The organism is Pseudomonas sp. BF-B-15, from assembly GCF_019946675.1.
Taxonomy (GTDB): domain Bacteria; phylum Pseudomonadota; class Gammaproteobacteria; order Pseudomonadales; family Pseudomonadaceae; genus Aquipseudomonas; species Aquipseudomonas migulae.
In genome coordinates this window covers 1-5,363 of record NZ_JAGYFZ010000182.1, presented here as the reverse complement: position 1 = coordinate 5,363, position 5,363 = coordinate 1, and the positions used below count along the sequence as shown (strand labels likewise).

The 5,363-nt window shown below is 59.9% G+C and carries 6 protein-coding genes; 2 read left to right on the top strand and 4 right to left on the bottom strand.

The window, feature by feature from the left end; all coding sequences use genetic code 11:
• Positions 1–486: 486 nt before the first annotated feature.
• On the bottom strand, positions 487–1,413 hold the full coding sequence (locus tag KGA97_RS28925; RefSeq protein WP_223481952.1) for a LysR family transcriptional regulator: 927 nt from the start codon (positions 1,411–1,413) through the stop codon (positions 487–489).
• Between the two features lie 121 nt (positions 1,414–1,534).
• Between KGA97_RS28925 and KGA97_RS28920 the strand changes: the two genes are divergently transcribed.
• Positions 1,535–2,383: a type 1 glutamine amidotransferase domain-containing protein gene (locus KGA97_RS28920; RefSeq protein ID WP_008042774.1), complete on the top strand. Its 849-nt coding sequence runs from the start codon at positions 1,535–1,537 to the stop codon at positions 2,381–2,383.
• A 76-nt stretch (positions 2,384–2,459) separates the two neighbouring features.
• Positions 2,460–3,899, top strand: a complete 1,440-nt coding sequence (locus tag KGA97_RS28915; protein WP_223481951.1) for a DHA2 family efflux MFS transporter permease subunit — start codon at positions 2,460–2,462, stop codon at positions 3,897–3,899.
• A 56-nt stretch (positions 3,900–3,955) separates the two neighbouring features.
• On the opposite strand, the gene msrA is transcribed toward KGA97_RS28915, so the two are convergent.
• The 3 genes from msrA to KGA97_RS28900 all read right to left on the bottom strand — a co-directional run.
• Positions 3,956–4,462 (bottom strand): peptide-methionine (S)-S-oxide reductase MsrA, encoded by a 507-nt coding sequence (gene msrA / locus KGA97_RS28910; RefSeq protein ID WP_192228409.1) that lies wholly within the window; start codon positions 4,460–4,462, stop codon positions 3,956–3,958.
• A gap of 114 nt (positions 4,463–4,576) precedes the next feature.
• Entirely contained in the window at positions 4,577–4,942 is a 366-nt protein-coding gene (locus tag KGA97_RS28905) for a hypothetical protein (protein WP_223437902.1), read from the bottom strand.
• 194 nt (positions 4,943–5,136) lie between these two features.
• Positions 5,137–5,363, bottom strand: a 227-nt coding sequence (locus KGA97_RS28900) for a DUF6124 family protein (protein ID WP_223481950.1), incomplete at its 5' end; no start/stop codon positions are given.

Here is a 5,363-nt window from a genome sequence, read left to right as displayed (position 1 = left end):
ACCTGTAGGAGCCCGGCTTGCTGGCGATGGCGTCCGTGAGATCGCCATCGCCGGCAAGCCGGCTCCTACAAATTGCGGGGGTGTTCGAGATTGAGGGTTCACGCAAAACCTGTAGGAGCCAGCTTGCTGGCGATGGCGTCCGTGAGATCGCCATCGCCAGCAAGCCGGCTCCTACAAATTGTGGGGGTGTTCGGGATTGAGGGTTCACGCAAAACCTGTAGGAGCCAGCTTGCTGGCGATGGCGTCCGTGAGATTGCTATCGCCAGCAAGCCGGCTCCTACAAATTGTGGGTGTGTTCGGGATTGAGGGTTTACGCAAAACCTGTAGGAGCCCGGCTTGCTGGCGATGGCGTCCGTGAGATTGCTATCGCCAGCAAGCCGGCTCCTACAGATTGTGGGGGTGTTCGGGATTGAGGGTTTACGCAAAACCTGTAGGAGCCGGCTTGCTGGCGATCCAGGCGCTGCGGTGCATCAAGTACGCTGAAACCTACCGGGACGGCTCGCCGGCTGGCTCGGCCACTTCCCGGGTGAGGAAGTCGATCAAGGCCCGCGCGGTCGCTGACAATTGGCGATGGGGCGGATAGATCACCGAGAACGGTCGGGAGCGTCCGCCCGACTGTTCAAGCAGCGGCACCAGGCGTCCACTTTGAATGCGCTCGCGGACGATGAAGTCGTAGCTCTGGCAGATCCCCATGCCGTGCTCGGCCAAGGACACAATGCCCAGCACGTCATCGGACACCTGCACATTCGCCTCAGGTATCCACTCCCGATCAACCCCCTCTTCGCGAAACAGCCAAGGCCCGACGCGGCCACTGCTGGGCATCACAAACGGCAAGCAGGCATGCGCCGCCAGCTCGTCGACACTGCGCGGGGTGCCGGCACGTTTCAGGTAGTCCGGCGCGGCGACCAGGCACAAACCCGCGTCCTCCAGCTTGCGTCCGATCAGGCCGCTGTCCGGCAATTGCCCGAGACGAATCGCCAGGTCATACCCTTCCGCCACCAAATCCACATTGCGATTGCTGATGCTCAACTCGATGCGCACTTGCGGGTACTGCCGGGTAAAGCGGCACAGCAATGGCGGCAACCGGTAATGCCCGTAGGTCGTCGGCACACTCAGCCGCACACGCCCGGTCAACTCGCCTTCCTGCCCTTGGATCGTTCGTTCGGCATCATCGATCAACCCGAACGCCGTGCGGGATTGTTCAAGGTAAAGCAGGCCCGCCTCGGTCAGGCTCAGACGCCGGGTCGTGCGCCGCAACAGCTGGACGCCGAGGCGCGCTTCCAGGCGCGAAATCGCCCGGCTGACCACCGACGGCGTGGTCGCCAGAAACACCGCCCCGGCGCTCAACGAGCCCTTTTCCACCACGGTGACGAACACTTCAACGTCCGCGAGATAATCGAATCGACGGGTCACTCTTACCTCCAAAGAACAAGTGCTTTCCTTCGCAGCAAGTTTATCGCCCACGCAGGCATGAATATAGTGAATCAACGATCCGGCGACCGCCGATCGATCACCTCACTGTTCGGAAGCTTCCATGCGCCCTATCGCCCGACTCGCCCTCGCCATGACCATTTCCGCGGCTGCCTTCAACGCACAGGCCAGCAATGTCCTGATCGTGCTGTCCGATTCCGACCACCTCGACCTCAAGGACCAGAAAGTATTCGCCACCGGTTTCTACCTGAACGAACTGATGCAACCGGTGAAACTGCTGCTCGATGCCGGGCATTCCGTCACCTTCGCCACCCCGACCGGCAAGGCGCCGACACTGGACCAATCGTCCAACGACAAGATGTATTTCAACAATGACGTGGCGGCCTTACAGGCGCACAAGGCGCTGCTGGATCAGCTAAAAGTCACTTCAAAAGGCGAGTCGCCGGTCATCAGCCTGGCGCGGGTCGAACAGATCGGCTACGAGCATTTTGATGCCGTTTACGTCCCCGGCGGCCACGCGCCGATGCAAGACCTGCTGCACAGCGCTGCGCTGGGAAAACTGCTGAACAACTTCCATGACAACGGCAAGACCACCGCCCTCGTCTGCCACGGTCCGATTGCCCTGCTGTCGACCCTGGCCGATCCCGTCGCATTCACCCGACAACTCGAAACCGCTGGCAAAGCCTCCACCAAAGGCTGGACCTACGCCGGCTACAAATTCACCGTCATCAGCAATCAGGAAGAGGAATTGGCCAAGGGCTTGTTGAATGGCGGCGCGATGAAGTTCTATCCGCAAACGGCGCTGGAACAAGCGGGCGGCGTCTATCGCAGCAACACCTCGCCGTGGACCTCCAACGTCGTCATCGACCGCGAACTGGTGACCGGCCAAAACCCAGGTTCCGCGCTGGACGTGGGCAAGGCAATCGTCGAGCGTCTCAAGCCTCGGAGCTAGAGACTGAGTGGTCCCGGAATGGTAAAACTCGTGGCGTTGTTTTTTGTTTGAATGACCTCGAAAAAGGATCACATCGGTGAAGTCACCCGCCACGCCAGATTCAAGTGTCACAGCCGAGTCTGGCCTGCGCCTGCAAACCCGGCTGATCGCGCTGGTGGTGGCGGTGACCTTTTTCATGGAGAACCTCGACGCGACGGTCATCGCCACCGCGCTGCCCACCATGGCCAGCGCATTCGGCATTACGCCGGTCGACATGAACATCGGCATCACCGCCTACATTCTTGCTGTGGCGATCTTCATCCCGCTGTCCAGCTGGATCGCCGACCGCTTTGGTGCGCGAAAAGTGTTTGCCGGCGCAATCATCGTCTTCACCCTCGCCTCGCTCCTGTGCGGGCTCAGCCAGAACATCGAAATGTTCGTTTTCGCCCGCGTGCTCCAGGGCATCGGCGGCGCGCTGATGGTGCCGGTGGGACGCCTGGCCGTGCTGCGCAACACCGACAAAAAAGACCTGGTAAAAATGATCGCGGTGATTACCTGGCCCGGCCTGGTAGCGCCCATTCTCGGGCCAATCGTGGGCGGCCTGATCGTCACCCACGCGTCATGGCCGTGGATCTTTTACGTCAACCTGCCGCTCGGTGCGTTGGCGCTATTTGCCGCACTGTGGCTGGTGCCCGAAGGACGCGAAGAACACGTCCGCCCGTTCGACGGCAAAGGCTTCGCCCTCTTGGCGGGCGCCTGCGCCTCGCTGCTGGGCGGCCTGGAATGGCTAGGCAGCCAACACGGCAACGCCATGTACTCAGGACTCGCGCTAGTGATCGCCGGCATGATCCTCGCCGTGTGGGCCGTGCAGCACTGCCGACATCACACCCACCCGCTCTTGCCGCTCGGCACCGTGTCCATCAACACCTTCCGGGTCAGCCTCTTCGGCGGATCACTCTTTCGCCTGGCCATCAGCGCCTTGCCGTTTTTGCTGCCGCTGCTGTTCCAGGTCGGCTTCGGCTTATCGCCCGTCGACGCCGGCCTGCTGGTGCTCGCGGTGTTCGCCGGCAACCTGGCGATGAAGCCGTTCACCACAGCAATCATGCAGCGTTATGGCTTTCGCCAAGTCCTGCTGGTCAATGGCGTCATCGGCGTGATCTCGATTGTCGCCTGTGTCTTCTTCACCGCACAGACACCCTTCGCCGTGATTGCCGCCGTTCTATTTGTCGGCGGCTTGTCGCGATCCATGCAATTCACCTGCTACAACTCCATCGGCTTTGCCGACGTACCCAAGGCGCGCATGAGCGAAGCGTCGGCGTTATTCAGCATGTTCTTTCAACTGGCCATGGGGTTGGGGGTGACGGTTGCTGCGTTGTTGTTGCGAGCGTCGATGTCGGTGCAAGGCCATGAGCTGCAGGCGCAGGTGGCCGACTTTCGAGTGGCGTTTGTGGGTGTGGCGGTGTTGGGATTGTTGGCGTTGGTTGACGTGATCAGGTTACCCAAGGATGCGGGGGACAGTGTGTTGAAGCGGGTTTGAACCTGCCTCAAAGCGGCTGAACAGAGACGGCCCATTCGAGCCGCCCCTGTACTTGATTACCCGCGTTTGGGCAATTTCCAGTTGGGTCGGATGAAGTGGCAGGTATAACCGTCGGGAAGCCGTTCGAGGTAATCCTGGTGTTCCGGCTCCGCTTCCCAAAACGGCCCGGCCGGGGTGATTTCGGTGACCACCTTGCCGGGCCAAAGGCCGGAAGCTTCGACGTCGGCCACGGTGTCTTCGGCAACCTCTCTCTGCTCATCGCTGAGGTAGAACAACGCAGATCGGTAGCTCGCGCCGACATCGTTGCCTTGGCGATTTTGGGTGGTGGGGTCATGAATCTGGAAAAAGAACTCGAGAATCTGGCGATAGCTGATTTGTTGCGGATCGAACACGATCTCGATGGCTTCCGCGTGATTGCCGTGGTTGCGATAAGTCGCGTTCGGCACATCGCCTCCCGAGTAACCCACCCGTGTGGACAGCACGCCGGGGTAACGTCGCAGCAAATCCTGCATACCCCAGAAGCAACCACCGGCCAGGATGGCGGTTTCGGTTTGCGTCGTCATGAACGGTCATTCTCCTCAATGAAAGTGGCGCGTTATTGATTACGGATCGGACTGTTGAACGAGTCGGAGCGACTGCCGCACGGGTGTCGACGCAATGATCATAAACCTTAACCGCTACGCCGTAAGCTCGACGTAGCTCGACTCCCCACCGCCCGTCGCGCCCGACAACCAACCCCAAACGAAGGCCAGAGTGGTACGCCCTGCGTGATCAACGCCCACCGTGCCACGAGACCAGCCGGCAAGCATTTCGCCATCCGCCGTCAAACACTGAAAAAGCAGCTCAATCGTATCGGGGCCTGTCACACGCCCGACTTGATGACCGATGCGTATCCGTCCGCCCTGGTAAGTGCTCGAAATGGCATTCCCCTCGACGTGGTAGTGAAACACGGTGCCGGCACCGGACAGCCCTTGAGCGTTATTCGCGACGGTAAACCGGCGATTGTTCAAACGCTCGCTGATTTGAGAAAAGGGGGTTTCCATGAGTGTCGCGTCCTTTGGTTGAGATGTTCCGTTTTTAGGCTTTGATGATCCTAACTCAATCTTTTCCGAGTGATGAAGGCACTGGCTTGGCGATCTCTGATGCTGTGGCTTCAATCCAAAAACAAAAAAAGCCCTGCCCCGACTAAATGGGGCAGAGCTTCTGTTGGCGCATCACGTTATATCAACGCCCTCGCCTACTCCTGCGGGTCAACCTGATCCAGCACCCGATTCACCGTCAATTCCGCTAACGCAATCATTTGCTGAATGCCCAGTGCCAAATTGCATTTGGGGCCTTCGAGTATGAACGCCAGCTCACTGGCCATAACGCTTGCAGAAGCGAGTGTTTCGCAGGCGTGAACCAGGAGGGTTTCGTTATTGACGTTGGGGGCGATGGTGAAAATGGGGTTGGGACGGCGCTCGG

Coding starts and splice junctions, on each gene's coding strand:
- KGA97_RS28920 (WP_008042774.1), top strand. CDS start 1,535: ATGCGCCCTATCGCCCGACTCGCCCTCGCCATGACCATTTCCGCGGCT.
- msrA (WP_192228409.1), bottom strand. CDS start 4,462: ATGACGACGCAAACCGAAACCGCCATCCTGGCCGGTGGTTGCTTCTGG.
- KGA97_RS28905 (WP_223437902.1), bottom strand. CDS start 4,942: ATGGAAACCCCCTTTTCTCAAATCAGCGAGCGTTTGAACAATCGCCGG.